Genomic DNA, 23,396 nt, shown 5'->3' with positions numbered 1-23,396 from the left:
AGTCATTTCGCGCCCTCTTGCCGCGTGATCCGGCGTGCGATCCAGATCATGGGCGGCAGGGCGATCAGCGTGATCAATAGCGCAGGCAGCGCCGCTTCGCCCAATCTTTCATCAGACGCATAGTTGTTCGCGATCACGGCGAGGGTGTCATAGTTGAACGGGCGCAGGATCATCGTGGCGGGGAGCTCCTTGAGCACCTCCACAAACACCAAAAGCGCCGCCAGAAGCGAGCCGGACATCACCATGGGGCGATGCACCCGCCAGGCCGTCTCTCCCGGACCGGCGCCCAGCGTGCGGGCCGCCATGTCGAGTGTGGGCGTCACGCGCTGCAAGGCGCTTTCAGAGGGGCCGATGGAGGCCGCAGCGAAGCGGGACTGATAGGCGAAGATCAAGGCCAGCACCCCGCCCGAAACGAGGAGCGGGAACTGCACGCCGGTCATCCGGGTCCAGGCGTCATCCAGTCCGGTTTGCAGACCGCCCAGCAGGACCAGAACGCCCAGAGCGGCGACAGAACCGGGGACGGCATAGCCCAACCCGGCCAGACGGGCGGCGGCGACCGCAACGGTCTTCTTGCTGCGCAAGGCATAGGCGCAGGCCAGCCCGATGGCGGCGGCGACAACGCCGGACAGCACCGCCAGCGTCAGCGAATGGGTGGCGGCTTGCATCAGATCCCGCGCCATGGGGGCGTGAAAGGCGCGATAAGTGAGCCGTCCCAGAGGAATCACAAGCCCGATCAGGACCGGGCTGAGACAGGCGAGGATGGCGAGCCCGCCTTGTACGCGCGACAGCGAAACCCGCCGCGGCGGACGGCGTCGCCCGGAAGCGCTGGTCTGGCGCGCCCGCTGGCGCTGGCTGCGCTCGAGCGCGAACAGGACAAAGGCGATCATGACCAGAATCAGCGCGAGGCGTGCGGCGTCTGCAATCGCGCCTTCCCCGGCCCAGGCGCGGATCAGGCCTACCGACAGGGTCGGGGCGCCCAGATGGACGACTGCGCCGTAATCGGCGAGGCTTTCCATGACCACTAGCGCAAGACCGGCTGCGATGGCGGGACGGGCCATGGGAATCGCGGCGCGCAGGAAGGCGCTGCGCGGCTTGGCGCCCAGCGTGCGGGCGGCTTCGTAGGCGTCCGCGGACTGACCGGCGAAGGCCTCTCGCGCCAGAAGATAGACGTAAGGGTAGAGCGCAAAGCCGAAGATCAGCCCGGCCCCGATGGGCCCGCGCACGGTTGGGAGGAAGTCCGCCGGACCGCCGGGCTGGGTCAGGTCATACCAGCCATAGGCGGAGGCGTAGGCGGGCGCCGCCAGGGGCAGGGCCAGCAGCCATTCAAAGACCGAGCGTCCGAAAAAGCGATACCGCGCCACAAGCCAGGCGAGCGGCACGCCGACCAGACATGCGCTCAAGGCCGCCACGCTCGTCACCAGCGCCGTATGGCCCAGATAGGCGGGCAGGCGGGTGCGGGCGATATGGCCCATATAGTCTGTCCAGGGCCCGAAAACGCCAAGCGCCGCGACCGCCAGAAGCGGTGCGGCGCAGATCAGAGCGGCGACAATGGCGGGCCTGACCGGATTGAACTGGGCGCGTGATGCGATCACGGCCAGCCGACACGGTCAAAGATGCGCTGGGCTTCGCCGGCATTGGCGCCCAGCTCATCCACATTGACGTCATCAGAGGAATACTCGCCAAACGCGTCCAGCACGTCATTGTCATAAGTGACGCTCGGAATGACCGGGTATTCGTTGGTCAGCTCGGCGAAGATGCGCTGGGATTCGTCAGAGAGCAGGAATTCAAGGAAGGCGACCGCGTTCTCGCGGTTCGGCGCATTGGCCGCGAGACCCGCGCCGGACACGTTTACATGCGCGCCGTCATCGCCGAGATCAGCGAAGATCACGCCGATCTGCTCACCGATTTCATGATCGCCCGGATTTTCCGAACGCATGAAGCGGGCGAGATAGTAATGGTTGATGATGGTGACATCGCATTCGCGCGCGGCGACGGCGCGAATCTGGTCGGTGTCCCCGCCCTGCGGCGCGCGCGCCATGTTGTTGACAATGCCCTGGGCCCAGGCTTCAGCCGCCTCGACGCCTTCCTGGGCGACCATCGCCGCAAGCAGGGACTGGTTATAGACATTGTTGGAGGAGCGCACGCAGACGCGGCCGGCCCATTGCGGGTCGGTCAGATCGTCAAAGCTGCTGATTTCGGAGGGATCCACACGATCTTTCGCATAGGCGATGACGCGCACGCGCTTGGCGAAACCGAACCAGTCGCCATCCGGCTGTCGCAGATTGGCGGGAACATTCGCCAGAACGCTGTCCAGTTCCGGCGCGGGCTGGAACAGCCCCGCTTCATCGGCGCGCCAGAGACGGCCTGCATCCACGGTGATCACCACGTCAGCCTGGGAGCGGTCGCCATCGGCGCGCACCCGTTCGATCAAGAGATCGCCCGGCGCCTCGATGACATTGACCTCGATGCCTGTGTGTTCGGTGAAGGCGTCATAGAGGGCATCGTCAGACGCGTAGTGGCGCGCCGTATAGACATTGACCACGCCTTCACCTGAGGACGAACCGGAAGGGCTGCAGGCGCTGAGCGCGCTCAGGCTGACCATTCCGAGCAGAAGGCTTTTGCAGGCGGTGGCGAGTGTCATGGCGTGTCCTTGTACTTCCGACAGACATAACGGACGTCTGTCCTGTCCGGGGGAGGTACTCACTGCCACTTCTGAGAACGTCTCGCAAGTGCGACGGCCAGCCGCATCGCGATTTGTTGGACGCAAACGCGCAACGGATCGAAGGGAAAGCGCGTTAGTCGCCTGGAATGAAGGGCGGAGCCACCATGAAGTCGGACAATCAGGATTTTTCCTTTAGCGCAGCCCTTGGGCGGTCTCTGTCTAGCTGGCCCCTCAAAAGCGTCACCGGGAAGGGATTTCAGTCTTTCTTGCAGCCTGAAAACGGTCCGAGGGTCGACTTTCGTGCGCCGTCGGGCGAACCGGCGCTGACACCGGCGGAGGGCGTTTCATGGCGGATTTTCGCCAGCCCGATCTCTTTGTTCATAGGCGGCGTAGCGGCCGTCATCATGGAGTTTGGAGACGAGCGCATCGCCTATGGAGTCTGGGACCACACCGATTTCAAGCGCGATCCGCTGGCCCGGATGCAAAGGACTGGCCTGGCGGCCATGGTGACCGTTTACGCAGCGAAAAGTGTGGCGGAGAAGGTCATTGGCCATGTGGTCGAGATGCACGACCAGGTGCGGGGCGAAACGCCTTCGGGAACGTCTTACTTCGCCAATGACGATGCGCTTCTGACCTGGGTGCAGCTGACGGCGAGTTATGGCTTTGTGACCGCCTATGACCGGTTCGTGGAACCACTCGATGAGGAGGCCCAGTCCGACGCCTACGCGGAAGCGGAAGTAAGCGCGCGACTTTATGGAGTGTCACAGCCGCCTCGAACTCAGGCCGAAGCCCGCGCCCTGATCGACGCCAAGCTTCCAGAGTTGGCGCCCAATCCTGTCCTGGATGACTTTCTGGGGGTGATAAGATCGCCTCGAGCTGTTCCCGCCGCCATCAGGCCGATCCAGGGCAGTCTGGTGCGGGCGGCGATCTCCATCGTTCCTGAACAAGTGCAGGCGCGGTTGGAGCTGCGTGGGGAAGGCCGCTTGTCAGGTTCCGAGCATAAACTGATCCGCTTTCTGGCGCGCAGCTCGGCCCATATCGAGGTGGAGGCCCACCCGATGGTTCAGGCGCGTTATCGGCTGAGGGGCTGAGACTGCGACCGCATAGCAAAAACCCCGGCTCGATCGAGCCGGGGTTCGCGCCTCTTCAGGCTTATTGGTGGGCGATACAAGGATCGAACTTGTGACCCCTTCGGTGTGAACGAAGTGCTCTACCGCTGAGCTAATCGCCCTCAAGAGGCGCGGGTTTTATGATGAGGACCGGGGGCGGTCAAGCGGTCCCAGCCGATGAAACGCAGATCGTATGCAGCGCATGGATCGCTAAGTTACGAATTTTCCTCGGTTGCGTAATTTTTTTTCGAAAAAATGGCCCGTCATACTTTCGTCAAGAACAAATATCACTTATAGACCCGCGTCTCGCCGCCGGGCTGTTTCGGTCTGCGGCTAAGAATTCCAAATGATAACGAACCCTACGCACGCGAGCTGCTGCGCGTGTTTGAAGGAGGTTTCTCCCCATGGCCACCAATGACTTCTGCACCCGTGAAGGCGCGCTCCGTCTGAAAGAACGCATTGAAGCGTACTGGAAAGAGCGTGGCTACGACGTGAACATCGAACTGACCGAAGCCGGCTTCATGCCCGCCATGCGTTCGGCCCGCACCGACGTGCGCTCCAACATGGTCAATGGCATGCCGCGCCCGGCAAACGACCGGTCTTCGGATCGTCGCAGCGCCTAAGCGCCTTTTCGTGTGTCGATGAGCTCGGCGAGCAGGCCGGGCAAAGCGCCATACGCTTCAAAAAGCCGGTCCGCACCCAGTGTGCGGGCCGGCTTTTCGCTATAACCGCCCTCGAAAATCACTGAACCGGCGCCCGCCGCCTTCGCCGCCAGCGCGTCCGGTTCGGAATCGCCCACCAGCACGCAGGCGTGATCGACCGGCTCTCCACCCACCGCGACCAGAAGATGGGACGGATCGGGTTTCTTCGCCGGAGCGTCTTCCGGCCCGATGACCCGCTCGAATCGACTGCGCATGTTCAGCGCGTCCAGCAGGGGAATCGCCAGCTGCGTCGGCTTGTTGGTGCAGACCGACAGGCGTGCGCCGGCCTCCGCCAGCGAATCAAGCGCCGCTTCAACGCCCTCGAACGGGCGCGAGTGCCGGGCGATGTCAGCTCGATAGGCATCCAGAAACACCGTCAGACGTTCGCTCACGAGATCCGCCTCGGGCGCCGGACGACCTTCACGCTCGAAGGCGCGCTCGATCAGCGCTCTGGCGCCGCGGCCCACCATGGCGCGCACGTCCTCCAGCGGCACCGGCTCAAACCCCAGCGGAACCACGCTTTCATTGAGCGCCCGCACCAGATCGGGGGCGGTGTCCACCAGCGTTCCATCAAGATCAAAGGCGATGCGGGCGCCGGATAGGGAAGTGAGCATGGGCCCTCACATTGGGTTTCAAAGACTTCAGCGAATGTGACGCGCCTGCGTGGTCGCGTCCGGGTTCTCGATAGGCTATAGCGCTCAGGCGTTAAAAGCGCCTGAGATTCCTCACCTCACGGACCTGACGTTTTCTGGGAGCCCGGCTCATGTCTTCTCGTCCCCGCGCCGCCGTCATTCTCGCCGCCGGTCATGGCAAGCGTATGAAATCGGCTCAGGCCAAACCGCTGCACGCCATTGGCGGCCGATCCATGCTGGACTGGTCGCTGGTGCTGGCGGATGCGGTGAAAGCCGAGCGCAAGGTGGTGGTCTGGGGCGCGCATGCGCCTGAGGTGAAGGAGAAGGCGGAAGCTGCGGGTGCGCTGACGGCGCTGCAGGATCCGCCCCGGGGCACCGGCCATGCCGTGCAGCAGGCGCAGGATGCGCTCAAGGACTTCGAGGGCGATGTGATTGTGCTCTATGCCGACACGCCGCTGATCACCGCTGAGACTGTGGAAGAGGTGTTCGCAGCGCTGGATGCGGGCGCTGCGGTGTCCGTGCTGGGCTTTGAGCCGAAAGAGCCGGGCGGCTATGGCCGCCTGATCGAGAACGCCGAGGGTGGTCTGGATGCGATCGTCGAGGCCAAGGATGCGAGCCCTGAGCAGCTCATGGTCGGGCTGTGCAATTCCGGCGTCCTCGCCATGCCGTCAAAACTGATGTTCGAACTGTTGGCCGAGGTGACGAACGAGAACGCCAGTGGCGAATACTACCTCACGGACCTTGTTGGCCTGGCGCGCGGTCGTGACCTGCCGGCGAAAGCGGTCAAGGCGAGCGCGGATGAGGTGCTGGGCGTGAACTCCCGCGTGGATCTCGCCGCCGCAGAACACGCCTTCCAGCAGCGCGCGCGGCATCAGGCCATGGTGGACGGGGTGACATTGGTTGCGCCCGAAACTGTCTATTTCAGCCATGACACCGTGATCGAGAACGATGTGGTGATCGAACCCCATGTGGTGTTCGGACCGGGCGTGGTGATCGAGAGCGGCGCGCGCATTCGCGGTTATTCCCATCTGGAAGGCGCGCAGGTTTCCGGTGGCTGCGAGGTTGGCCCCTATGCGCGACTGCGCCCTGGCGCGGTTTTGAAGACCGGCGCCAAGGTCGGCAATTTCGTGGAAGTGAAAAAAGCGGTGCTGGGGGAGGGCGCGAAAGCGAACCATCTCTCCTATATCGGGGATGCGACGGTGGGCGCGAAGGCCAATATCGGCGCGGGAACCATCACCTGCAATTATGACGGCTTCCTCAAATACCAGACGGTGATCGGCGAGGGCGCCTTTATCGGCTCGAACTCCTCGCTGGTGGCCCCGGTGACCATAGGCGATGGCGCGATGACGGGGTCGGGCAGCGTGATCACCGACAGCGTGCCCGCGGACGCTCTGGCCGTCTCGCGCGCCAAGCAGACCAACAAGGACGGCTGGGCCGCGCGTTTCCGCCGGGCCATGTCCGCCAAAAAAGACAAAGCCAAGAAGGGATAGCCATGACCGAGCTTCAAGATCGTCTCAAGGACAAGGCGCTGTATCAGACTCAGTCCTTCATCAATGGCGCCTGGGTCAAGGGTGAGCCCTGGATCGAGGTTACAAGCCCGTCCAACCGGTCTGTGCTGGCGCAGATGACTGATGTCGGCGCCCAGGGCGCCGAAGCCGCGATCGACGCCGCCGCCGAGGCCTTCAAGACGTGGAAGAACACCTCTGTGTTCGAGCGCGCGAAGCTGGTGAAGAAATGGCATGACCTGATCATCGAGCATGCCGACGATCTGGGTCATCTGATCACTGCTGAAATGGGCAAGCCCTTCCCCGAGGCGCGCGGCGAAGTGGTCTATGGCGCGGGCTTTGTCGAATGGTCGGCCGAAGAAGCCAAGCGCAGTCACGGCGAAACCATCCAGACCCCGTTCCCCGGTTCGCGCGGCTGGACGATCCATCAGCCGATCGGCGTTGTCGCCTGTATCACGCCGTGGAACTTCCCCTCCGCCATGATCACCCGCAAATGCGCCCCGGCTCTGGCGGCGGGCTGCACTGTGGTGGTCAAACCGGCCCCGGAAACCCCGCTGTCGGCGCTGGCGCTGGCGGAGCTGGCCAGGCGCGCGGGCTTCCCTGATGGCGTCTTCAACGTCATCACCGGCGACGCCCCGGCCATTGGCGATGTCTTCACCCAGTCTGACAAGGTGCGTATGGTCGGCTTCACCGGCTCGACCCCGGTGGGCAAACTTCTGATGAAGCAGGCCTCAAGCACTGTGAAGCGCGTGGCGCTGGAGCTGGGGGGCAATGCGCCCTTCCTGATCATGGATGATGCGGATATCGAGAAGGCTGCGGATGGCGTGGTCGCGTCGAAATTCCGCGCCTCGGGACAGACCTGCGTGTCCGCCAACCGGATCATCGCCCACGCGCCCATCGCCGATAAGCTGATCGCGGCGCTGAAAGAGCGCATCTCCGCCATCAAGGTGGGCGATGGTCTGACCGAAGGCGTCACCGTGGGCCCGCTGATCCATGACGAAGCCGTGGCGCGAGTGAGCAAGCTGGTCGACAACGCGCGTGAGCGCGGCGCCGTCATCCATGCGGGCGGACAATCGCTGGCGGATGAGCTAGGCGGATCGTTCTACGCGCCGACCCTGATTGAGGGCGGGACGGATTTCGAGCTGGAGCTGGCGTGTTTTGAAATTTTCGGCCCGGTTTGCGCCGTTTATCGCGTTGAGACCGAAGACGAGATGATCGAGTTGGCCAATGGCACGCCCTATGGCCTGGCCGCCTATGTCTACACGCGGGATGTGGGCCGGGTGCACCGCATCTCCGAAGCGCTTGATTTCGGCATGATCGGGGTGAATGCCCCGATGGTGGGCTCGCCCGCCACCCCGTTCGGCGGGGTCAAGGAATCCGGCATTGGCCGCGAGGGCGGAAAATGGGGCGTCGAGGAATTCACCGAACTTAAGTTCGTGCTGCTGGCGGGAGTGGATCAATGAGCGCGGTCGAACAGAAAACACGCGCCGCCGAGGCGGCTCTCGAGTTTGTCGAGGACGGCATGACGCTGGGTCTCGGTTCGGGCTCCACGGCGGACATCTTTGTGCGTCTTCTGGGGGCGGCGCTGGAAAGCGGCTCGCTGACCAATGTGAAGGGCATTCCCACTTCGGAAAACACGGCCAAGGTCGCGCGCGAAGCCGGCGTGCCGCTTCTGGAAGTGGATCAGGCCGACAAGATCGATGTCACGATTGACGGCGCGGACGAAGTGGACGGCCGTTTCCGCCTGATCAAGGGCGGCGGCGGGTGCCTGCTGCGTGAGAAGATCATCGCCCACGCCTCTGACCTGATGGTTGTGGTGGTCGATGAAACCAAGCTGGTGGAAACGCTGGGCGCGTTCGCCCTGCCGGTCGAGGTAGACCCATTCGGTTTCACCATCACCGCCAAGAAGGTCTATGACGCGCTGACCGCCTCTGGCGTAGTCCGCCCGGATGTGAAACTGCGTTGCCGGGGCGACGGGAATGACCCGTTCATCACCGATGGCGGCAATTACATCCTGGATTGCGCCTGTGCTGCGCTGTCTGACCCCGAACAGGTTGCGGCCCGCCTCAACGCCATTCCGGGCGTTGTCGAGCATGGCCTGTTCATCAACCTCGCCCGCGCCGTGATCGTTGGCGAGGAAGACGGCGCCCGGGTGCTCGAGCTTTAGGGGATGCTGAAATCCCGGGCGAGCATAGCGAGACCCGGGACCTCCCTCCGCTTCTAGCACCTTATCCTGCACGAGGCCCCGGCTCAGCGCTGCGCTTGGCCGGGGTTTCATTGTTAGGGAAGAAAACTTACCCCGCCCAGTGCGTCACGCGCGGGTCCTTGCGGGGGCGCTCCTGCGCCGGGACTTGCGGCGTGCCCACATAGATGAAGCCGGCCACACGTTCGCCCGGTTGCAGGCCCAGCGCGCTCTTCATGGGGTTGTCAAAGGCATACCATTCGGTCAGCCATTGCGCGCCAAAGCCCATGGCGGCGGAGGCGATCAGAAGGTTCTGGCACACAGCCCCTGCCGACAGGATCTGTTCCCATTCGGGAACCTTGTGCATCTCGTCCGTGTCGGAAATGACCGCGATCACGACGGGCGCCCGCAGGAAGCGGGTGCGTTCCAGTTCCAGCCGTTCCGCCGGGGCGTCCGGCTCGATATCGCGGAAGCGTGCTTCCAGCTTCTCCCCGAACACGGCGCGCGACTCACCTTCAAAAACGATGAAGCGCCAGGGAAACAGCTTGCCGTGATCGGGCGTGCGGGCGCCGATCTTCAAGAGCGTGTCCAGTTGTTCAGCGCTGGGGCCGGGCTCGCCCATATCCTTGGCGAGCGTCGAGCGGCGCTGCGCCATCAGCGTGAGCGTCTCGGCGCTGGGGCCGGTCAGGCTGACCGTGTCGCCGGGATTTGGAAAGGTCGGGGCGGTGAAAGTGGCCATGATCTGCCTTTGACTTCGAAGCGGAGTTTTTGACCGTATACGTGAAACGTCGCTATACGTTGTAGGTTAGCATAGTGCGATCAAGTCAGGGCCTGTCAGACGCAGGCCGCGGCGCCGGATCCGGGGAAGTTGGGGAAGTGACCATCACCGCAGTCAGTGAAGACGCGCTCAGCCCGGCGGAACGTCGCCGTCGCAAGGTGCGCGATGCGATCATCCATGCCGCAGAAGCGATCTTCACCGAAGAAGGCGAAGCGGGGCTGTCCATGCGCCGCATCGCCGAGCGCATCGATTACTCTCCGGCGGCGCTCTACAAGTATTTTGATTCAAAGGAAGCGCTGTTCCGCGAGATTCGCGAGAGTTTCTTTGAGCGCCTGCATGACCGGATGAAGGCGGTCGGCGAGGAGGTGGAAGTCGGCCCCATGCTGGGGTCGGCCTGTATTCGCGCTTATGTGGACACAGGGCTGGAGCAGCCAGGCCATTACAAGCTGGCCTTCTCGTCCTTCCCGGATATCGATGACCATCCGGAAGAGACCTACGCCTATGCCGTGGCGGAATACCTGGATCGCATCATCCAGCTGAGCATCGAGCAGGGCTGGTTCCGACCGCTCGACCTCAAGCTTGCGGCGAAGTCGGTCTGGGCGGCGACCCATGGTCTGACCCAGCTGGCGGTGACCATCCCGCAATTTCCCTGCGCCTTGCCGGTGCTGAGTGATCATGAGCCCAATTCCTGTGGTCTCAGTGAAGAGCATGTGCGCGCCGAGCTCGACCGCCTCATCACTTTCCATGCCGACACAATTCTGCGCGGGCTGGGCACAGCGCGGCTTGTGGAGCGGCTGGATGCGGGCGAACGCTTCTGATCGGGCAGGTGCGCCATGACTGAGCGCAAGCGCGGCCCATGGACGATTCTGACCGAGCGTCTGGGCTATGAAAATCCCTGGATGAAAGTGCGCGAGTTCGACGTGCTCCGCCCGGACGGCCAGCCCGGCCTTTATGGTGTGGTTGAGCCCAAGAACGTCGCGATCGGCATTTTGCCCGTCTTTGAGAATGGCGACACCATGCTGGTGGGCCAGTATCGCTTTGCGCTCGATGCCTGGTCCTGGGAATTGCCTGAGGGGGGCGGCGCGGAGGACGTGCCGCCACTGGACGCGGCGAAGCGGGAACTGGAAGAGGAAACCGGCCTCAAGGCGTCGGACTGGTGTGAGTTGTCAGAGTTTGATGTCTCCAACTCGATTACCAATGAACGCGCCTACAGCTACATCGCCTGGGGCCTGAGCGAAGGCGATCCCGATCGCGAGGGGACGGAAGCAGACATGCAGATGCGGCGCCTGCCCTTGCGCGAGGCGCTGGAGATGGCCATTTCAGGATCAATTCGGGACGGTTTCACCTTGATCATGCTGATGGCTGCGGTTGAAAAAGCGCGTCGTGGCGCTCTTGACCCCGGACTGTCCCGTTCCATCCTGTCCGGGCTTGATGAAGCTTAGACGCCCTGACACGCGACCATCACAGGAGTCACCGATGACCCTCGCGCAAACCCAGGTCTTCGATGAAACGCCGCCGCTCGCCGGTTCTGTCTGGAACCGCCTGCGTCTGGACGCGGCCTCCGCCGCAGCTGAAGAGCCGATGCTGGCGAGCTTCCTGAATGCAGCGATCCTGCGCCATGACGGGCTGACCGAAGCCTTTGCGCACCGTGTGGCCGCCAAGATGAGTGATTCCCAGCTCGACGCCCTGCAGGTCCATGACGTGGCCAAGGCGGCGCTGGAAGCGGATCACGATCTGGTCGAGCAAGCGGCGGCGGACATGCTGGCGGTGGATGAGCGGGATCCCGCCTGCCGGTCGCTCCTGCAGCCCTTCCTCTACTTCAAGGGTTTCCATTCCCTGTTGTGCTACCGCATCGCCCACCGTTTGTGGCGCGACGGGCGCGACAGCCTGGCGTTCCATATGCAGAGCCGGATGTCGGAACGCTTTGGTGTGGACATTCACCCCGCCGCCCAGCTGGGCCGGGGGATCATGATCGACCACGCCACGTCTGTGGTGATCGGTGAGACCGCCGTGGTGGGCGACAATGTCTCGATCCTGCACGAGGTGACGCTGGGCGGGACCGGCGCGGATGGCGGGGACCGCCATCCCAAGATCGGCAATGGCGTGTTGATCGGCGCGGGCGCGAAAGTGCTGGGCAATATCACGGTTGGCGCTGAAGCGCGGATTGCGGCGGGTTCAGTTGTTCTGGCGGATGTGCCGTCTCGTTGCACCGTTGCGGGCGTGCCCGCCAAACCGGTGGGGGGGCGCTGCGCCGAGCCGTCTCGCACCATGGATCAGACCTTCGCCTCCAATGGCGAGGACAGCTAGGCCTGCGCCCTTTGTGTTGCCCTGCGCAGGAAGAACGCTAGGGTGCGCCTGACTCGTTGATCCATCTTTGAAGAGGTAAAGCCGTGGCCGCTCCCGTTTTCACTGCCGCTGAAGCGAAAAAAGTCGAAACCTTCCTGCGCAGCAAACTGAATCCGAAGCTGGCCGTGCGTCTGCGCCAGCGCGCTGACGAGTGCGCGGAAATCTACATCGACTCCGAGCTGCTCGGCGTGGTGTCCAAAAACGTGGAAGAGGGCGAAGTGTCCTATTCCTTCGAGCTGGTCATCCTCGACATCGATCTTGAGGGCATCTAGGCCTCTTTCGACCTGTCGATATGAAAAGCGCCCCCGCAGCCTGGTTGCGGGGGCTTTTCTTTAGCGGTTCTGCGCGGCGGGCCCGTGACCGGCCGCCAGCATGGCGCGGTAGAGCTCGAGATTCCATTCCGCGCCGGACAGGCCGGTGTGCAGCATGGGGTCGCTGGTTTCCGCTTCTACGCCGTAGGCCGCAGCGACATCTGCGTTGACCAGATCAATGGCGCCCGCGCCCCAGGCGACAGATGGCAGATCCAGTGCGAAGTACGTGTAGAGCGCTTCAAAATCGGAACCATGAGCATTCAGCCACGCGTCCACGAAGCCCCGGTCAAAGCTGGCGTTGTAGGCAGTGAAGACAAAGCGGCGCTCGGTGCTCATCTGCTCATGAAACGCCAGAAATTGCGCGGCGGCCTCTGCCTGGCTGATGGCGCCCAGCGATTGCCAGCGCTCTTCGGAGAAGCCGTTGATGGATCGCGCGATCTCGCCGGCGCGCTCGGGGTGGTCCGGCATCACCCGAACGAAGAACCGGCCCAGCTCGTTGCCGTGGACATCGGTATAGATCGCGCCCAGATCGACCAGCTCGTGCTCGCCGGGCTCCAGCCCCGTTGTCTCGACATCGACGATGGCCAGCCCCCAGCTCTCAGGCGCTTCGGCCGGCCAGGGGGCCTGCGCGCGAAGCGGCGAGGTGAGGACCAGGCTGACAAGGCTGGCTGCGATCAGGGCAAGCAGGCGGTTCATGGCAGGCTCCAAACAAAAGAAGAGCCGGACTGATACCGGCTCTTCTCAGGTTTGAGATTGAATTTTTTACAACACGGTCAACATGCTGGCGACCAGCGGGTGACGCACGATGTCTTCCTTCTGGAGACGGACCACGCCGATATTGTCCACCGTCTCGAGTTTCTCGGCGATGGTGGCGAGGCCTGACATTTCGGGCAGAAGGTCGGTCTGCGCCGGGTCGCCAGTGACTACCATGGTGGAGTTCCAGCCCAGCCGGGTCAGCAGCATCTTGAGCTGGGCGTAGGTGCAGTTCTGCGCCTCATCGACCACCACGAAGGCGTTGTTCAGCGTGCGTCCGCGCATATAGCCGATCGGGGCGATCTCGATCAGGCCTTCCGCCATCAGCGCCTTGAGGCGCTTGGGGCTCAGCCGGTCCGCCAGCGCGTCGTAGAGCGGGCGCAGATAGGGCGCGAGCTTTTCTTCCATGGCGCCGGGCAGGAAGCCAATCGATTCGCCCGCTTCCACGGCGGGACGGGAGAGGACGATTCGTCCAACCTCGCCCTTTTCAAGCGCCTCGACCCCTTTGGCGACGGCGAGATAGGTCTTGCCGGTCCCCGCCGGGCCAAGCGCCATCACCAGATTGTGGGAATCAATGGACTCCATGAGCTCGGCCTGATTCTTCGAGCGCGGTTTGACGTTCTTTGTGTAGCTCTGATCACGCATGGGCTCCTTGTCATCGGGAGACCAGCTGGTCCCGGGGAAGAGCGAGCGGACTTTATCTTCCTCATAGGCTTCAGCGTTGAAGTGTCCGGATTGGCGGCGTTTGGTGGCTCGTTTACGCATGTCAGGCCCTCCAAGAGACAAGAAAAAACCCCTCACGCGGCAGCGGAGGGGTGATCAAAGCAGTGAATTCAGAAGCGCGAGACTCAAACGACATCGGCGCACCGGGCGGCGGGGTCGTTCCAGCTTGAGGTGGCGCGTACGCCATCACGTCCTCCTTCACACATCCAGCGCCATGCGGCGCGTGCGAAGCGAATCGAAACTTGATCTCGAATCGCAAGCACAGTGTCATGTTGGACGCCTAACGAAGTATGAGTCTACTCGTCTCATATCCGATACAAAGACGAAAAATCGCCGCCACATTGTGCGGCGCAACACCCTGGGAGGCCCTCTATGACCCTGTACAGACTGGACGATGCGACGCCCGAGATCAGCGAGGAGGGCGCCTGGGTTGCGCCCGATGCGGCCCTGATTGGTCGTGTAAAACTTCTTCCGCGCGCCTCGGTCTGGTTCGGTGCGGTCCTTCGCGGGGACAATGAGCTGATCACGATCGGCGAGGAATCAAACGTCCAGGACGGCTCGGTCATGCATACCGATATGGGCTTCCCGCTGACGCTCGGCAAAGGCGTGACGGTCGGTCACAAGGCCATGCTGCATGGCTGCACGGTGGGTGATTATTCGCTGATCGGCATTGGCGCGACGATTCTCAACGGCGCGAAGATTGGCAAGAACTGCATCATCGGGGCACATGCGCTGATCACCGAGGGCAAGGAGATCCCGGACGGCTCGGTCGTGATGGGCGCGCCGGGCAAGGTGGTCAAGGAGATCGGGGAGGGCGTGGCGGAAATGCTCAAGGCCAGCGCCGATCATTACGCCGAGAACGCCGCGCGCTACGCCAAGGGGCTCAAAGCGGTCTGAGCCAAAATAAAACGGCGCCGCAGATCATCCTGCGGCGCCGTCTCTGTTCAGATCTGACTGAAGCCTAGCGACGCCAGGTCAGGGACAGGCCGACAATGTCGGCGACATTGTCATAGTCACCCACCACGCGGTCGCCCGTGGCGCCGACATGGTTGATCGGCGCATCGTCGAACATCAGGTGCTGATAGCCCGCATCGATCTGGATGGAATCAGTCGCCTGGAAGGACGCGCCAAGCGCGATGATGGTGCGGTCAGAGTCCGGCACGCGCGTGGTGCGGTGCTCGTTCTCGGTCGGGGACTGATCGTAAGCCACACCCGCACGCAGGGTCAGGCGGCTGTTGTAGGCGTACTCGCCACCCACCGCGTAACGCACTTCATCGTCATAGCCGAGGGTTTCGCCCGCATCGGGTTGGGCCGGGTTTTCGAACTCGACGACCAGACGTTCGAAATCCCAGAAGGTGTAGACCACAGAGGCGTTCAGGGAGAGCTTGTCATTGACCTGATGCGCCAGGCTGACCGCCAGCTCGGCCGGCAGGTTCAGCTCTGCAGAGCCGTCGGTGTCGGTGAAGGCCGGCGCAAAGAGCGCCGCGTTCGCCGGCACGCCGAAATCGGCTTCGCCTTCGAGATTGTGGTCCACTTTGTGACGATAGGAGACGCCGACGCGGGTGGTCTCGGTCAGGTCATAGAGCGCGCCGACATTCCAGCCGAACGCCCAGTCATCGCCGGTGACCCGCAGATAGCCTTCCGGGCGGCCCGGCAGGAAGCCGGTGGCGGTGCACTGGGCCGGGGTCAGCTGACCCAGGCAGATGGCGCTGAAATCAAGGTGGTTGGCGAGGGTCGCTTCAGAATACTGGGCGGAGACGCCGAAGCCCAGCGACAGGCGGTCATTCACTTGATAGCCGATGGACGGGTTGATTTCGGCCACTTTCAGGGAGCTCTTCACGCTCTGGAAGCGGGTGACAGAGTCCTGATTGTATTCGGTCGCGAGGCCGAAGGGCGCGGTCACGCCCAGACCCAGAACGATACGGTCGTTCAGGCGGTGCGACAGGTAGAAGTTTGGGATGACGGCGTCGTTGAAGAGGTCATTCTCTTCGGTGCCGCCCAGCGGACGCCCCAGAACGTCGACCGAACCAGCATTGGTGAAGTCGCCCTGACCGATGATGGCGTGCGCGCCAATCTGGATCTGGGTGCCGTCAAGACGGGCGAGACCGGCCGGGTTGGACCAGATCGTGGACGGGTCATCGGCGAGCGCGGCGTAACCGGCATGGCCCATGCCCAGGTCACGGACAGAATATTCAGAGAGCTTGAAGCCGCCAGCAAGCGCCGGGGAGGCTGCGGACAGTGCGAGACCGGCCGCCAGACCCAGACGGGTGGCGAGGCTGTTGAGACGAAGCATGGGGAGTCCTCCGCTTGGTGTTTTTATACGCGCGCGGTATCGCACGTTGGGTGCACACATGTGCATCTGCAACATTCAGTGCAACGTATAAAAACAGACCTGTGACAGCGTTGTGATGTCGCAGGTTGCTGCAAAGCAGCAAGCGCAGCAGGAAATTCCCTAGTCGCGACGGCCCCATAGGTCGCGAATGCGCTGATCTGCAGTTCGGCCCAGATTGAACCATGCAGAACGATCCCGTGAAGCGTCTACGACAAGAAGCTTGTCGTCCCGCGCCAGCAGGTGACTCAGCTCGTTGCGCAGATGGGCTGCACTTGCGGCGCCGCGCAGCAACCAGACGCCCGGGGTAATGGCTTCCACTTCACCGAAATCCTTCAAGGCGGATTCAAAACCGCCCCGGCTATCGGAATTGAGGTCGGCCACGATCACGAAATTGGACGTGCGGGCGTCCGCCGGCATCGGGCGACGCTCGCCAGGCGCACGACGCGCTTCATCCAGCCAGGCTTTCAGCTGGGGCACATCGCGGGCATCGCGGAACTCACCGTCGCGCTGCTCTGAAACTGTGGAGTGGGCGGCAACGCGTCCTTCCCCCACAAAGGCGCGCATTTGCGCACCCGTGTAAGGTCCGTAGACACGGCCTTCCACTTTCACAAACCAGGACATGGCGATTCCGTCGTCGCGCGGCATCTGTAATTCTCCCGGCCAAGGGCCCTATTGCCGTAGGCGTGAACCTTACACAGGCAAGAAACGGGCCGTACCCCTCGATATATGGTGTTTCAAAGTGACGCTGTCATGCATTCACCCTGAAATACCATCCGGAGCCCTCAACTCCGGTCGGTAGAGGGATCGAACGCTACTGCGAAGCCATTGTCCAGCCATCGTGCGACATGTCCCTGCATGTCGCCGACGCGAACAACCTCTCCAAGACGCGGCCGTTCAAGGCAGGCGAAGGCGGCGCCGCTGATAGAGACGTCGATCACATCTGCCTGAATGACCACGCCGTCACGCAGGCGGATCTTGGCGCGGCCCCGGCCGGGTTTGCGGGGCGCAGCGCGGTCTTCGTCCAGACCCAGGCGTTGCATATTGAAACGCCACGTAATGGCGTCCGCCAGCCGGTCACGTTTGCGCTGGGAACCTTGCAGGCGGACGATGAAGCCTGAACGTCCGGCGCGAAGGACTTCGCCTTCAAGCCGGCCCAGGCCGTCAAACAGCAAGACAACGCGTTCGCCCTTTTCGGGCGGGGTCTTGCTGGATATCCGGGCGCCGCCCGGAGAAATGTCGACCAGGGTGCAGGTGAACTCGCCGGCGCTGGGTGACAGGCCGCGGCCCGCCAGCGTCAGACGCACACGACGGTGACGGCGGCGCTCTTCGGCGCCACGCGCAGCAATCTTGATTTTCCGGCGGTCCAGTCGGGCGCCCAAGTCTAAGGATCGCGTCATTTCACCCTCGGCACAGTGCCAAAAGCCTAGGGTGGCAGCCTTAATACTTCGCTAGCTTAACTGTCGTTCGCGACCCGTAATCCAACGGATTCAAAGCTCGGCGCGGAAAAAGCCGAATAGTGCGGCGCCGGGCATTGCGCCGGGTGAAGCGCCTGAAGGCGGTGTCGGACGATGGGGCGGGTGTTGGCCGGGCGCGGGGTCAAAGGCTGGTAAAGTCCCAGAACCCGGTCCAGCCAGCCTTCAGGGCCGCGCAGGGGCAGCAGGGCGATTTCGACATCGGTCCGATCCCCGTCCAGGCTGACCGCTTCGGTTACGAGGCTGGCGGGCGCGGGTGTCGACAGGGCGCCTTCCAGCAGGGCGGAGACATGCACCCGGTCATGCCCCTGCCAGAGGCTGAGAAAGTTCTGATCGCGAAATTCGCGCTGATGCATGCGGCACAGACCTGTCCCGGCCAGGCGAAACACATGGTGGCCCTGATCCATGCGGCGCAGCAAGAAGAGGTTCGACAGGAGCGAACCCAGATCTTCAGGCGCAATGTCTGCGCGTTGAGGCGCAGCTTCGTCATGCCGACGGGAATGCCAGTAAGCCAGCAAGGTCTGTGTGTTCGGGTGCTTCACGAGCGCCGTCCCTTTTCTATCGTCATAGTCCCCCCGCGGTCTGTTCCGTCCGTATCGGGACGGCGCCGGTGAGGGCGCGACCGTGTGTTGGCGGGACAGTCTGCAAGCTGCTTGCCAACCCCATTTGAGACAGGTGCAATTCCGCCCGGGACGAGAAACGGAAGTTCGGCCTCTGTCTTGCAAGGTTACGCGCAAGTGAGAACGGAGACCGCCATGCGCGTTTCAACACGATACGCTTCCGCCCTGTCTGCTCTGGCCGCGAGCCTTCTGGCGTCCGCCGCCCTGACAGGAGCGGCCCAGGCTGTAACGCTGACGACGGCTGCTGGCGGCGATCCCTGCTGCGCCCCGCCGCCGCCTCCGCCCTGCTGTACGCATCCGGGCGGTCCGGTCATCGGCACGCCCAGCATCAATATCGGCGCGCCCAGCGTGCATGTGGGCGGCACGACCGTGAATATGGGCGGGGTGAACGTGAACACCTCGGTCAACGTCAATGTCAGCGCTAACGCCTATGCCGGCGCCACTGCGACGGCCTCTGCCCGTTCCGGCGCGACCATCATCTATGGCGGCGGCGGATATTATGGCGGCGGCACGGCCCCGGCGGCGACCGCCGTATCGGGTCTGCGTCTGGCCGGTGAAAGCGAATACGAGCTCATTGAAGAAGAGCGGTCGCGCTGGGTTGAGGAATGGCGCCTGGTCCGGGCGTACTGCATGGATGATAGCGGCAATCCGCATCCTGCTTCGCGTCCCGATGCGGACGAGCGAGTGACGCCGGACTTTGAAGGCGAGATTTTCCGGTGTGTCGCTGGCACGGCGCTTCAGGCGACGCTGGGCTGGCGCGAAGGCGGGGAAGATCGCTTCGACGGCGTCTCCATCCAGTGCCAGAAAGGCGAAGCCCTGCGCTATGGCCGCGGCGGCGAGCTGTTCTGCGCGCCGCAGGAACACCGCCGTAATTGCAATGAGCGCTCCTTGCTCCGCCTGCATGGTCCGGGCGTGAAGCTGGTCTGGTATCGCTATGAAGAGCACTATACCGAGACCGTCGAACGCCGCAGCGAATCCTATGAGCGTCGCTCGATGACCCTGATGCTCGATGGCGGCGTAGGCGGGTATCACTAACCCATCTCGTCATGGCTGAATGAACAAAGCCCCGAAGGTTCCGCCTTCGGGGCTTTTTGTGCCGCTGTCAGAGCTGAATCCGGCCAAGAAAAAGGCCGCTCCTTGCGCGAGCGGCCAGTCAGTTGGGTGGGTATAGTGTGTGGATCAGTTTCCGCGGTTTTGCGTGGCGAAGGTCGCCGCATTGCCGACGGCGGTGGCGGAGCTGGTCATGGTGCGGACCTGACCAGTGTGCGTTGTCACCGAGCTGGCGCTGATGGCGCCGGAATTGATCTGGTTGATCTCGCCGGTCACGCCCACCGGACAGGTCGCGCAGACATAGGCGGACTGGGCGTTGCCGATCGCGGTGGCGTTGAGCACGGATCCCAGACCGCCGCCCGCGCCGCCGGTCATCGTCACATTTGCGATGACATCGCCGGAATTGGTTTGCTGGACGCCCTGATAGGTGTTGGCGCCGATCGTGGACGTCAGGACCGAGTTGCCCACCGCATTGGCCGAGCCCGTGGCGTAGCCATTGGCGAACTGGTCCGCCAGAATCACGGTTTCAGACCGCACCTCGCCGGAATTGAACTGCACGCCGCCCGTCTGGCTGTCGCCATAATCATTCTGGAAAGTCGCTGTGTTGCCGGCCGCCTGGGAGGCCGCCGTGACGCCCCAGTCCGCATTGCCAACCTCGGCATGGGCGATCGCAGTCGTCGAACCGGTCTGGGACTGGTCCAGAGTCAGGGACGAATCCTCGTCTTCCGCCGTAGAGATCAGGCTGTTGCCCGCCGCCACGGCGCCGACAACGCTGGTTTCGATTTCCGCGTTCGCGGCTTCGACCCGGGCCTCGGCGCGGGAATCTGCGGCGCTTGCCTGACGGATCGACAGGGTTTGCCCGCCTTCCGCACTGGTCTGGATGGCGTTCACGGCGCTGGACGCGGTCTGAACGGTATGGGCAGCGTAATCGGTGATCCGCAGGCGCGACAGCGCCGAGACCTGACCGGCGCCCGCCGTCTGGTTGAGATCGAGATTGAGAGCGCCATCTTCCACGCTCGCGGTCAGGGCGTTGCCCTGTGCGGTGGCCGTACTGATGACGCTGGCCCAGACCCCGTTCGCGCTCAGCAGAGATTGCGCGCTCACAGAGCCATTCAGCGTCTGTGCTCCCGAAATCTCGCTGTCACCGGACAGGGCGCCCGTGCCTGAATTGCCCTGAGCGACGGCGGTGGAGATCATGTCTCGCACGCCGTCTGCATTCAGGATGTCCTCAGATGAGACAGGCCCGGTCTGGTCCTGGTCCAGCTCGACCTTATTGATAGGTTCCGCGAAGCTGGCTGCGGATATCAACGTCGCGGCGCTGGTGCCCGCGATCAACACTCGTGCGAGCCTGGACATAGGGAGCCTCCGTGGGGGCGTAGGCGGTGTTCAGTTGAACGCCGCCGGTAATGTTGGACGGGCCGATCGGGTCATCAAAGGCGCAGACCTGGTCCGGCGAGACCTGATAAAGCTGGGAGGAGATCTCCAGCACGGCGCGTTCGATGACAGAGCGCACGGCGAGCTGGATCGGCTCGAGCGAGCGACCGCCTGCGGACGCGTCGAGCACCACATCGCCAAAGAAGGCGAAAACGCCGGCGGACAGTTCGCGGCCGATGATCTGCTTCTGATAGGAGACCACATCGACCACTTCGAGCGTACGCGAATCGATGAGGCGCAGGTCGAGGCCCACATTCATCACATACATGCGACGCGAGAACAGGCCGGACGGATCGGAATCCACACTGTCGCCCGCCAGCACATCCTGGCCGTTGGACCGGATATTGGCGTTCAGCTCGGTGATGCCGCCCACCAGATAATAGTCAGAGCCGGGAATCGAGCCCGCATAGATCTGCCGGTAGCCATCCTGTTCGGCGGCGTCGCCGATGAGCTGGTTGTTGGCGTAGCGCAGTTCAAGCTCGGCCACAGACGTGTCAAAACGCTCCACCAGACGCGCGCCGGCCTTGGCGAAGGCGCTGATCGCCATCAGGGATGCGCCCTGGGTGACCCGGGTGCCGCCTTCAGGGTTCATCTGGCCGGTATAGTCCGCAATCCGGCCCACAGCGACGCGGGGCGCGGCCTGGCCGTGCTGGCGCGCATAGCCGGACAGGCAGACCAGCGCGTCCGAATAGGGTGTCGGGTTCGGGGTCACCGGCGCGCCGCCGGTCGGCGTGGCGTAAAGCCCGTCCGTGCCCGGCGTCGAGGTGGCGCACGCAGTCAGGGACAGCGCGGACACCGCGGCGGCGATAAGGCGCTTAACGGTCATTGGCGGCTTCTCCCTGAGAGGACTGGTTGTTTGCGGCCGCGCCAGCATTGGCGGAGATGTCGCCATTGTTGATCTGGCGGTTGTTGATCACCACGGTGTTGTAATTGCCGTTGACCACCACATTGAGCTGGTTGCCGATCGCGCTTGCGCCCGCCGAGGCGAACAGGCCCGACTGGTTCTGGCTCGACAGGCCGACGCCGGCGCCGGTCTGGGTCATGGCGTAGGCCTGGGCGGAGACGCCCACGCCGGACTGGATGATCCCGTTGAGCACCACCCGGTTGCCGCCGACGCGTGCGCCGACATAAGCTTGGCCTTCAGAGCCATAGGCCTGACCATAGGGACGATTCCACTCCGAGGGATTGGGAGCGGTGGACTGAGCCATTGCGGCGGTCGCTGCGAAAATGGCCGCGGCGGAAGCGCAGAGCCAGACTTTAAGCTGACGGGTCATGCCTTATGTGTCCTCTTTGAAGACGGTTTGGCTGACAGGCTGCAATGGCCATGCCAAACGCTTCACAACGCTAGGAAAGCTTCATGAGCGCCACGCCGCCCCCGCTGTCCCAGGATGACCCCGAAGGCGAGGGTGCAGGCCCGCAGCCGCCCAAGCCGCCGCGCGAACCTCTGTTCAACGCGATGCCGGGTGTGGTGATCCTCCTGTCCGCGCTCATCCTGGCGGTCCAGCTTGCTGAATCCCTGTCTTTCGGAAGCGGCGGCTCGGTGCATGCGCTGATCTATTGGGCGGGCGCGCTGCGGACCGGCGCGGCGGTCGATGCCATTCCGCCCGCGCCAGTGTTCGGACTGACGCCTTATGTGCTGCATGTCTTCGTCCATGCGGGCTGGGGGCACCTTCTTCTCAATCTGGGTGTCCTGGTGGCGGTGGGGCCGGCTGTGCGCCGTCCTTTCGGACCGGGTCTGCGCGGGGATCTGGGATTCGTGCTCTTCTTCTTTGCCTGTGCGATCGGCGGAGCGCTTCTGCACCAGCTGACCCATCTGAATACGCCGACCACAATGGCTGGCGCGTCTACCGCCATATCCGGACTGATCGCGGCGGCCGGCTGGGCGCGCGGGGGGCGTGCGGGCATGTATCAGCTGGCGCTGCCCTGGCTGGGACTGAACCTGGCGCTGGCGTTCGCCACGCTGGTGTTCCCCGTGCCGATCGCCTGGGCGGGGCATGTGGGCGGCCTTCTGGTGGGGATGTTCGCCTATCCGGCCTTCGTGCGTGCGCTGCGCTCGCCCGTTCGTCGGTGAGAGTCCGGCTCTCTCTATGAAGGAGGGATCGGGTGTGGTTATACTCCCATCATAAAAGTCAGGGAGGCCCGCATGACTGCTGCGCGTATACTCGACGACAAGGGGGCGACCGTATTCTCGCTTCGCCCGACACAGACACTTCAGGAAGCCGCTGTCGCGCTCGCACAATACAAGGTGGGCGCCGTGATCGTCACCGAAGGGGGGGATCAGCCTGTGGGCGTCTTCTCTGAACGGGATCTGGCCCGCACAATCGCGGCGTCCGGACCGGCCGCCCTGTCTGAACGGGTGGAGACCGTGATGAGCAGGGGGCTGATTACAGCCAGCCCGTCTGACAGCATCGACGCCCTGTTGTCGCTCATGACGGAAAAGCGGGTGCGCCACCTCATCATCATGGATGAGGGCCGTATGATCGGCGTGGTCTCCATTGGTGACGTGGTCAAACGCAAGATCGCCCATGCCGAGGCGGAAGCGGAAAGTCTCAAGGCCTATATAGAGGGGGCCTAGTCCCCACAGAGGCGGAACAGGCTTTCACAGCGACCTGCTGCGCAAAGCTGCAGTTTGACTCCCATTCGGGCTTGCGTCCCGGGGGAGGGGCGGATACACCCCCACTCCTCGGCGGCGGGAACAACGACGCGCCGGCGGCCAGTGAAAATCTTCTGAAGATTGATCTTGCCGACGGGCGCAAATCGCTCCATACTGCTGAGCCTCTCCGAAA

The 23,396-nt window shown here is 63.5% G+C and carries 26 protein-coding genes and 1 tRNA gene; 13 read left to right on the top strand and 14 right to left on the bottom strand.

Going from position 1 to position 23,396, the window contains the following annotated elements:
* Positions 1 to 2: 2 nt before the first annotated feature.
* Positions 3 to 1,592, bottom strand: a complete 1,590-nt coding sequence (locus ACFELO_RS09175; RefSeq protein ID WP_440957463.1) for an ABC transporter permease — start codon at positions 1,590 to 1,592, stop codon at positions 3 to 5.
* Positions 1,589 to 2,641: a Fe(3+) ABC transporter substrate-binding protein gene (locus tag ACFELO_RS09170; protein WP_440957462.1), complete on the bottom strand. Its 1,053-nt coding sequence runs from the start codon at positions 2,639 to 2,641 to the stop codon at positions 1,589 to 1,591. The genes ACFELO_RS09175 and ACFELO_RS09170 overlap by 4 nt, the downstream gene beginning before the upstream one ends.
* A 167-nt stretch (positions 2,642 to 2,808) precedes the next feature.
* Here ACFELO_RS09170 and ACFELO_RS09165 point away from each other — a divergent pair, with 167 nt between their 5' ends.
* Complete coding sequence (locus ACFELO_RS09165) at positions 2,809 to 3,753, top strand: oxygenase MpaB family protein (protein ID WP_440957461.1); 945 nt, start codon at positions 2,809 to 2,811, stop codon at positions 3,751 to 3,753.
* Positions 3,754 to 3,818: 65 nt separating this feature from the next.
* Here the strand turns inward: ACFELO_RS09165 and ACFELO_RS09160 are convergent.
* Positions 3,819 to 3,893, bottom strand: a tRNA-Val gene (locus tag ACFELO_RS09160).
* Positions 3,894 to 4,175: 282 nt separating this feature from the next.
* Here ACFELO_RS09160 and ACFELO_RS09155 point away from each other — a divergent pair.
* A complete protein-coding gene (locus tag ACFELO_RS09155; RefSeq protein ID WP_009803406.1) occupies positions 4,176 to 4,394 on the top strand; it encodes a phosphoglycolate phosphatase in 219 nt (72 codons plus the stop codon).
* On the opposite strand, the gene ACFELO_RS09150 is transcribed toward ACFELO_RS09155, so the two are convergent.
* Positions 4,391 to 5,086 carry an HAD hydrolase-like protein gene (locus tag ACFELO_RS09150; protein WP_440957460.1) on the bottom strand — a complete coding sequence of 232 codons (696 nt, stop codon included), beginning with the start codon at positions 5,084 to 5,086 and terminating at the stop codon, positions 4,391 to 4,393. The genes ACFELO_RS09155 and ACFELO_RS09150 overlap by 4 nt on opposite strands.
* A 149-nt stretch (positions 5,087 to 5,235) precedes the next feature.
* Between ACFELO_RS09150 and glmU the strand changes: the two genes are divergently transcribed.
* From glmU to rpiA, 3 genes are read left to right on the top strand one after another with little or no spacing between them, the layout of a single operon-like run.
* Positions 5,236 to 6,594 carry a bifunctional UDP-N-acetylglucosamine diphosphorylase/glucosamine-1-phosphate N-acetyltransferase GlmU gene (gene glmU / locus ACFELO_RS09145; protein WP_440957459.1) on the top strand — a complete coding sequence of 453 codons (1,359 nt, stop codon included), beginning with the start codon at positions 5,236 to 5,238 and terminating at the stop codon, positions 6,592 to 6,594.
* A gap of 2 nt (positions 6,595 to 6,596) precedes the next feature.
* Positions 6,597 to 8,072 (top strand): NAD-dependent succinate-semialdehyde dehydrogenase, encoded by a 1,476-nt coding sequence (locus ACFELO_RS09140; RefSeq protein ID WP_440957458.1) that lies wholly within the window; start codon positions 6,597 to 6,599, stop codon positions 8,070 to 8,072.
* A complete protein-coding gene (gene rpiA, locus ACFELO_RS09135) occupies positions 8,069 to 8,776 on the top strand; it encodes a ribose-5-phosphate isomerase RpiA (RefSeq protein WP_440957457.1) in 708 nt (235 codons plus the stop codon). Before ACFELO_RS09140 ends, rpiA begins: the two co-directional genes overlap by 4 nt.
* Before the next feature lie 127 nt (positions 8,777 to 8,903).
* Here the strand turns inward: rpiA and ACFELO_RS09130 are convergent, their stop codons facing one another.
* Positions 8,904 to 9,530 (bottom strand): nitroreductase family protein, encoded by a 627-nt coding sequence (locus ACFELO_RS09130; RefSeq protein WP_440957456.1) that lies wholly within the window; start codon positions 9,528 to 9,530, stop codon positions 8,904 to 8,906.
* Positions 9,531 to 9,667: 137 nt separating this feature from the next.
* Here ACFELO_RS09130 and ACFELO_RS09125 point away from each other — a divergent pair, with 137 nt between their 5' ends.
* The 4 genes from ACFELO_RS09125 to ACFELO_RS09110 all read left to right on the top strand — a co-directional run bounded on the left by ACFELO_RS09125 (position 9,668) and on the right by ACFELO_RS09110 (position 12,187).
* Positions 9,668 to 10,387, top strand: a complete 720-nt coding sequence (locus tag ACFELO_RS09125; protein ID WP_440957455.1) for a TetR/AcrR family transcriptional regulator — start codon at positions 9,668 to 9,670, stop codon at positions 10,385 to 10,387.
* A gap of 15 nt (positions 10,388 to 10,402) precedes the next feature.
* Positions 10,403 to 11,011, top strand: coding sequence for an NUDIX domain-containing protein (locus tag ACFELO_RS09120; RefSeq protein WP_440957454.1), 609 nt, complete (start codon positions 10,403 to 10,405; stop codon positions 11,009 to 11,011).
* A 34-nt stretch (positions 11,012 to 11,045) separates the two neighbouring features.
* Positions 11,046 to 11,876: a serine O-acetyltransferase gene (gene cysE / locus ACFELO_RS09115; protein WP_440957453.1), complete on the top strand. Its 831-nt coding sequence runs from the start codon at positions 11,046 to 11,048 to the stop codon at positions 11,874 to 11,876.
* Between the two features lie 83 nt (positions 11,877 to 11,959).
* Complete coding sequence (locus ACFELO_RS09110; protein ID WP_440957452.1) at positions 11,960 to 12,187, top strand: DUF3126 family protein; 228 nt, start codon at positions 11,960 to 11,962, stop codon at positions 12,185 to 12,187.
* 60 nt (positions 12,188 to 12,247) lie between these two features.
* On the opposite strand, the gene ACFELO_RS09105 is transcribed toward ACFELO_RS09110, so the two are convergent.
* Positions 12,248 to 12,922 (bottom strand): 3'-5' exonuclease, encoded by a 675-nt coding sequence (locus ACFELO_RS09105; protein ID WP_440957451.1) that lies wholly within the window; start codon positions 12,920 to 12,922, stop codon positions 12,248 to 12,250.
* 66 nt (positions 12,923 to 12,988) lie between these two features.
* Complete coding sequence (locus ACFELO_RS09100) at positions 12,989 to 13,744, bottom strand: PhoH family protein (RefSeq protein WP_440957450.1); 756 nt, start codon at positions 13,742 to 13,744, stop codon at positions 12,989 to 12,991.
* Positions 13,745 to 14,074: 330 nt separating this feature from the next.
* Between ACFELO_RS09100 and ACFELO_RS09095 the strand changes: the two genes are divergently transcribed.
* Complete coding sequence (locus ACFELO_RS09095; RefSeq protein WP_440957449.1) at positions 14,075 to 14,599, top strand: gamma carbonic anhydrase family protein; 525 nt, start codon at positions 14,075 to 14,077, stop codon at positions 14,597 to 14,599.
* A 64-nt stretch (positions 14,600 to 14,663) separates the two neighbouring features.
* On the opposite strand, the gene ACFELO_RS09090 is transcribed toward ACFELO_RS09095, so the two are convergent.
* The 4 genes from ACFELO_RS09090 to ACFELO_RS09075 form a co-directional block, all read right to left on the bottom strand.
* A complete protein-coding gene (locus ACFELO_RS09090) occupies positions 14,664 to 15,995 on the bottom strand; it encodes an OmpP1/FadL family transporter (protein ID WP_440957448.1) in 1,332 nt (443 codons plus the stop codon).
* A gap of 159 nt (positions 15,996 to 16,154) precedes the next feature.
* Positions 16,155 to 16,679 (bottom strand): DUF4339 domain-containing protein, encoded by a 525-nt coding sequence (locus ACFELO_RS09085; protein ID WP_440957447.1) that lies wholly within the window; start codon positions 16,677 to 16,679, stop codon positions 16,155 to 16,157.
* A gap of 137 nt (positions 16,680 to 16,816) precedes the next feature.
* Complete coding sequence (locus ACFELO_RS09080) at positions 16,817 to 17,431, bottom strand: PilZ domain-containing protein (protein ID WP_440957446.1); 615 nt, start codon at positions 17,429 to 17,431, stop codon at positions 16,817 to 16,819.
* A gap of 56 nt (positions 17,432 to 17,487) precedes the next feature.
* Complete coding sequence (locus ACFELO_RS09075; RefSeq protein WP_440957445.1) at positions 17,488 to 18,048, bottom strand: PAS domain-containing protein; 561 nt, start codon at positions 18,046 to 18,048, stop codon at positions 17,488 to 17,490.
* A gap of 213 nt (positions 18,049 to 18,261) precedes the next feature.
* Between ACFELO_RS09075 and ACFELO_RS09070 the strand changes: the two genes are divergently transcribed.
* Positions 18,262 to 19,161: a hypothetical protein gene (locus ACFELO_RS09070; RefSeq protein ID WP_440957444.1), complete on the top strand. Its 900-nt coding sequence runs from the start codon at positions 18,262 to 18,264 to the stop codon at positions 19,159 to 19,161.
* 144 nt (positions 19,162 to 19,305) lie between these two features.
* Here ACFELO_RS09070 and hfaD read toward each other — a convergent pair whose 3' ends face one another.
* From hfaD to hfaA, 3 genes are read right to left on the bottom strand one after another with little or no spacing between them, the layout of a single operon-like run.
* On the bottom strand, positions 19,306 to 20,532 hold the full coding sequence (gene hfaD / locus ACFELO_RS09065) for a holdfast anchor protein HfaD (RefSeq protein WP_440957443.1): 1,227 nt from the start codon (positions 20,530 to 20,532) through the stop codon (positions 19,306 to 19,308).
* On the bottom strand, positions 20,447 to 21,436 hold the full coding sequence (gene hfaB, locus ACFELO_RS09060) for a holdfast anchoring protein HfaB (protein ID WP_440957442.1): 990 nt from the start codon (positions 21,434 to 21,436) through the stop codon (positions 20,447 to 20,449). The genes hfaD and hfaB overlap by 86 nt, the downstream gene beginning before the upstream one ends.
* Entirely contained in the window at positions 21,426 to 21,884 is a 459-nt protein-coding gene (gene hfaA / locus ACFELO_RS09055) for a holdfast anchoring protein HfaA (RefSeq protein WP_440957441.1), read from the bottom strand. The genes hfaB and hfaA overlap by 11 nt, the downstream gene beginning before the upstream one ends.
* An 83-nt stretch (positions 21,885 to 21,967) precedes the next feature.
* On the opposite strand from hfaA, the gene ACFELO_RS09050 reads away from it, so the two are divergent.
* Together ACFELO_RS09050 and ACFELO_RS09045 are read left to right on the top strand one after the other, a co-directional pair.
* Entirely contained in the window at positions 21,968 to 22,681 is a 714-nt protein-coding gene (locus ACFELO_RS09050) for a rhomboid family intramembrane serine protease (protein ID WP_440957440.1), read from the top strand.
* Between the two features lie 72 nt (positions 22,682 to 22,753).
* A complete protein-coding gene (locus ACFELO_RS09045) occupies positions 22,754 to 23,185 on the top strand; it encodes a CBS domain-containing protein (protein WP_440957439.1) in 432 nt (143 codons plus the stop codon).
* Positions 23,186 to 23,396: the final 211 nt, after the last annotated feature.

Source organism: Oceanicaulis sp. LC35, from assembly GCF_052055585.1.
Lineage (GTDB): Bacteria > Pseudomonadota > Alphaproteobacteria > Caulobacterales > Maricaulaceae > Oceanicaulis.
This window is presented reverse-complemented; position numbering and strand designations above follow the sequence as displayed.

Bases quoted from the DNA above. Each gene is read 5' to 3' on its own strand.
- ACFELO_RS09170 (WP_440957462.1), bottom strand. From the start codon at position 2,641: ATGACACTCGCCACCGCCTGCAAAAGCCTTCTGCTCGGAATGGTCAGC.
- hfaD (WP_440957443.1), bottom strand. From the start codon at position 20,532: ATGTCCAGGCTCGCACGAGTGTTGATCGCGGGCACCAGCGCCGCGACG.
- ACFELO_RS09165 (WP_440957461.1), top strand. From the start codon at position 2,809: ATGAAGGGCGGAGCCACCATGAAGTCGGACAATCAGGATTTTTCCTTT.
- ACFELO_RS09100 (WP_440957450.1), bottom strand. From the start codon at position 13,744: ATGCGTAAACGAGCCACCAAACGCCGCCAATCCGGACACTTCAACGCT.
- ACFELO_RS09150 (WP_440957460.1), bottom strand. From the start codon at position 5,086: ATGCTCACTTCCCTATCCGGCGCCCGCATCGCCTTTGATCTTGATGGA.
- ACFELO_RS09085 (WP_440957447.1), bottom strand. From the start codon at position 16,679: ATGCCGCGCGACGACGGAATCGCCATGTCCTGGTTTGTGAAAGTGGAA.
- ACFELO_RS09050 (WP_440957440.1), top strand. From the start codon at position 21,968: ATGAGCGCCACGCCGCCCCCGCTGTCCCAGGATGACCCCGAAGGCGAG.
- hfaB (WP_440957442.1), bottom strand. From the start codon at position 21,436: ATGACCGTTAAGCGCCTTATCGCCGCCGCGGTGTCCGCGCTGTCCCTG.
- glmU (WP_440957459.1), top strand. From the start codon at position 5,236: ATGTCTTCTCGTCCCCGCGCCGCCGTCATTCTCGCCGCCGGTCATGGC.
- ACFELO_RS09120 (WP_440957454.1), top strand. From the start codon at position 10,403: ATGACTGAGCGCAAGCGCGGCCCATGGACGATTCTGACCGAGCGTCTG.
- ACFELO_RS09130 (WP_440957456.1), bottom strand. From the start codon at position 9,530: ATGGCCACTTTCACCGCCCCGACCTTTCCAAATCCCGGCGACACGGTC.
- ACFELO_RS09090 (WP_440957448.1), bottom strand. From the start codon at position 15,995: ATGCTTCGTCTCAACAGCCTCGCCACCCGTCTGGGTCTGGCGGCCGGT.
- ACFELO_RS09045 (WP_440957439.1), top strand. From the start codon at position 22,754: ATGACTGCTGCGCGTATACTCGACGACAAGGGGGCGACCGTATTCTCG.
- ACFELO_RS09140 (WP_440957458.1), top strand. From the start codon at position 6,597: ATGACCGAGCTTCAAGATCGTCTCAAGGACAAGGCGCTGTATCAGACT.
- ACFELO_RS09105 (WP_440957451.1), bottom strand. From the start codon at position 12,922: ATGAACCGCCTGCTTGCCCTGATCGCAGCCAGCCTTGTCAGCCTGGTC.
- hfaA (WP_440957441.1), bottom strand. From the start codon at position 21,884: ATGACCCGTCAGCTTAAAGTCTGGCTCTGCGCTTCCGCCGCGGCCATT.
- rpiA (WP_440957457.1), top strand. From the start codon at position 8,069: ATGAGCGCGGTCGAACAGAAAACACGCGCCGCCGAGGCGGCTCTCGAG.
- ACFELO_RS09070 (WP_440957444.1), top strand. From the start codon at position 18,262: ATGCGCGTTTCAACACGATACGCTTCCGCCCTGTCTGCTCTGGCCGCG.
- cysE (WP_440957453.1), top strand. From the start codon at position 11,046: ATGACCCTCGCGCAAACCCAGGTCTTCGATGAAACGCCGCCGCTCGCC.
- ACFELO_RS09155 (WP_009803406.1), top strand. From the start codon at position 4,176: ATGGCCACCAATGACTTCTGCACCCGTGAAGGCGCGCTCCGTCTGAAA.
- ACFELO_RS09080 (WP_440957446.1), bottom strand. From the start codon at position 17,431: ATGACGCGATCCTTAGACTTGGGCGCCCGACTGGACCGCCGGAAAATC.
- ACFELO_RS09095 (WP_440957449.1), top strand. From the start codon at position 14,075: ATGACCCTGTACAGACTGGACGATGCGACGCCCGAGATCAGCGAGGAG.